The sequence below is a fragment of the Psychrobacter sp. genome, from assembly GCF_036731945.1.
Lineage (GTDB): Bacteria > Pseudomonadota > Gammaproteobacteria > Pseudomonadales > Moraxellaceae > Psychrobacter.
This window is the reverse complement of sequence record NZ_DAINDI010000023.1, coordinates 16,018-18,687: the sequence shown is the minus strand read 5'-3', so window position 1 is coordinate 18,687 and position 2,670 is coordinate 16,018. Positions and strand designations below refer to the sequence as shown.

General features: G+C 44.0%; 3 protein-coding genes. 1 reads left to right on the top strand and 2 read right to left on the bottom strand.

Going from position 1 to position 2,670, the window contains the following annotated elements:
- The coding region (locus V7D75_RS06495; protein ID WP_333613894.1) for a DUF2058 family protein at window positions 1-276 on the top strand (276 nt) is incomplete at its 5' end.
- Window positions 277-445: 169 nt separating this feature from the next.
- Here the strand turns inward: V7D75_RS06495 and V7D75_RS06490 are convergent.
- Together V7D75_RS06490 and V7D75_RS06485 are read right to left on the bottom strand one after the other, a co-directional pair.
- Window positions 446-1,945 carry an aldehyde dehydrogenase family protein gene (locus V7D75_RS06490; RefSeq protein ID WP_333613893.1) on the bottom strand — a complete coding sequence of 500 codons (1,500 nt, stop codon included), beginning with the start codon at window positions 1,943-1,945 and terminating at the stop codon, window positions 446-448.
- Between the two features lie 92 nt (window positions 1,946-2,037).
- Window positions 2,038-2,670 (bottom strand): YjiH family protein (locus V7D75_RS06485; RefSeq protein ID WP_442968930.1); only part of this gene is annotated, 633 nt, incomplete at its 5' end.

Here is a 2,670-nt window from a genome sequence, read left to right as displayed (position 1 = left end):
ACAGAGACACAAGGCGATGTCACCTATCAGTTTGTTGATAACGGCAAAATTAAAAAGATTTATATCACCCAAAAGCTCTATGATCAAATCGTAGCTGGTCATGTGGTGATTGCGCGCTTAGAAGACGATTATGCGCTGCTCCCTCGTCCACTAGCTGATCGTATCAACGCCAAGCTCGAAGGCTTTATTGTGGTGTCAAATGACAAGTCAGAGGTCGAGCTGGCAGAAGATGACCCTTATGCTGCTTATGTTATTCCAGATGATTTGATGTGGTAGGTAGTGGTTATTCACCATATTTCTAATTGCTAAGCATTAACCAAAATCCCCTATATAGAATATCTATAACAGGGGATTTTGTTAGCGAGATAGAAAAATACTCTAAGCGCAGAAAAGCATGATGATTAAAATGACAGTGATTAAAATAACAAGGCGCTAAAATCAGCAATTACGACGGTAGCAAGACGTGCTTACTCTTCTGATAAGCAGACAAGCCATCAGCACCCAACTCGCGACCAATGCCACTTTGCTTAAACCCGCCCCAGCCTGCTTCAGGTACTACAATTTGCTGCTCGTTAACCCAAATATGACCAGCTTGAATTTGTAGCGCCATCTCTAACGCTGCAGTCTCATTGGCGCTGACAATGGTCGCTGCCAAGGCATACTTACTATCGTTGGCAAGTTCAATCGCCTGTGCATTGTCTGCAAAGGTGGTACTGACCAATACTGGTCCAAATACTTCTTCTGTCCATAACTGACTGCTTACTGGCACATTCGTATAAATAGTCGGCGTGACAAAATATCCTTGGCGCTCTAGTATCTTGCCACCTGTTAGGCAAATAAGATTTTCATCAACTGCGATATCGATATATTTTTTGACTTGCGCAAGTTGTTGCGCGCTAACCAATGGACCCATTTGCGTATCGACAGCAAAACCATCGCCTATTTTTAAACTTTCTGTTTTTGCTTTCAGTGCGTCAAATAACGACTGGGCAATGTCTTGATGGACGAGCAATCTTGAGGTCGCAGAACAAATCTGACCGGCGTTGGTAAAGATACCACCGATGATTAAATCACAGGCATAATCAATATCAGCATCTGCGCGCACTACAATAGCGGACTTACCTCCCAGCTCTAGACTGATATCCTTAATACCTGTTGCTGCTTGGCGCATTACTTTTTCACCGACGATATTACTGCCGGTAAAAGACACTTTATCAATCAGCGGGTGACTGCTCATCGCTGCACCCACTTCTGCTGCGCCCGGTAGGATATTGACCACCCCTTTTGGCAGCCCAATAGCCGACAATATATTCCCCAGTATCAATTCTGGTAATAGTGTCACCTCTGATGGTTTGAGAATAACAGTACATCCTGCCGCCAGTGCAGGCGCTAATTTCCAAGCAGTAGTGACCATCGGAAAGTTCCAAGGCACGATAAGGGCGCATATACCAACGGGCGCATAGGTTTTTAATAAGCGGATACCTGTCTCGTTGGTAGCAACCTTAGACCAAGTCGCCTGCTCGATGATAAGATTGGCATAATAGCGATAACAAGCGATGGCGTCGCTCACGTCTATTTTCGCCTCTGCAATCGGCTTACCATTATTCAATACCGACAGCGCAACCAGCTTCTCAAACTGCTGCGCCATCGTATCTGCAATCGCCTGCAGATAACGCGCGCGCTCATTAACGCTGGTTTGCGACCAAGTTGCATAAGCGCGTGATGCGGCATGAGCGGCGCTTTCTACCTGTGCACTATTGCACAAATGAGTTGTGGCAATGACCTCGCCAGAATTTGGGTCATATAAAGCATGCTCATCTACTGATTCAGAGGCTGCAATCGTAACCCAATCACCCTCTATGTAGGCAGCATTTAACCTAACTTCATTTTTCATGCTTTGCTTGGCAGCTTCTCTCGTTAAGGATAAAGAATTTGTCATTTCCATGATAATCACTTGCCTTATATTATTTAATAAAGTTAACTTTACGCTAAATGTTAGCTGCTTTTTAATATTGATATTTTGTGTTGCAATCGCGACTAATACAATAGATGCGCCACTGACGTGATGACCACCAAGCTAATCAGCGTACGTAAGACAAAAATCAAAAATAGCTCTAAGACGTTAAGCTTGATGTTTGATTTCAAAATCAGCGCGCCAACCTCAGACATATAGATAATTTGGGTAATAGAAGCCGCACCAACGATAAAACGCGTCATTTCACTCTCGATACTTTTACCGACCAAGGCTGGCAAGTACATATCTGCAAAGCCCATAATCATCGCAGGTGCCGCCTCTGCTGCCTCTGGAATTTGCAATAATTCAAATAATGGCACGAGCGGCGCAGATAGCCAATTAAATACTGGGGTGTACTCTGCTAAACCAAGACCAATGACGCCAATAGCAAAAATCACTGGAATTAAGCCAAAATAAATATCAAATAGATTTTTTAGGCTGTGTTTAAACACTTTCCCTAAGCTTGGCATAGAATGCGCGCGCGTGACGGCACGATTGACCGCCCATTGGTAAGTAGAATACTCAGTAGGGATTTCTTCATCGAGCATACTTTTGCCAGAATGATAAGTGTCAGGCTTTAATGACAGCGGCGGTATACGCGGCATAATAATCGCAGCGATAAAACCAGTTGCAGCAATGGTCAGATAAAAGAAAAC

Coding starts and splice junctions, on each gene's coding strand:
- V7D75_RS06490 (WP_333613893.1), bottom strand. CDS start 1,945: ATGGAAATGACAAATTCTTTATCCTTAACGAGAGAAGCTGCCAAGCAA.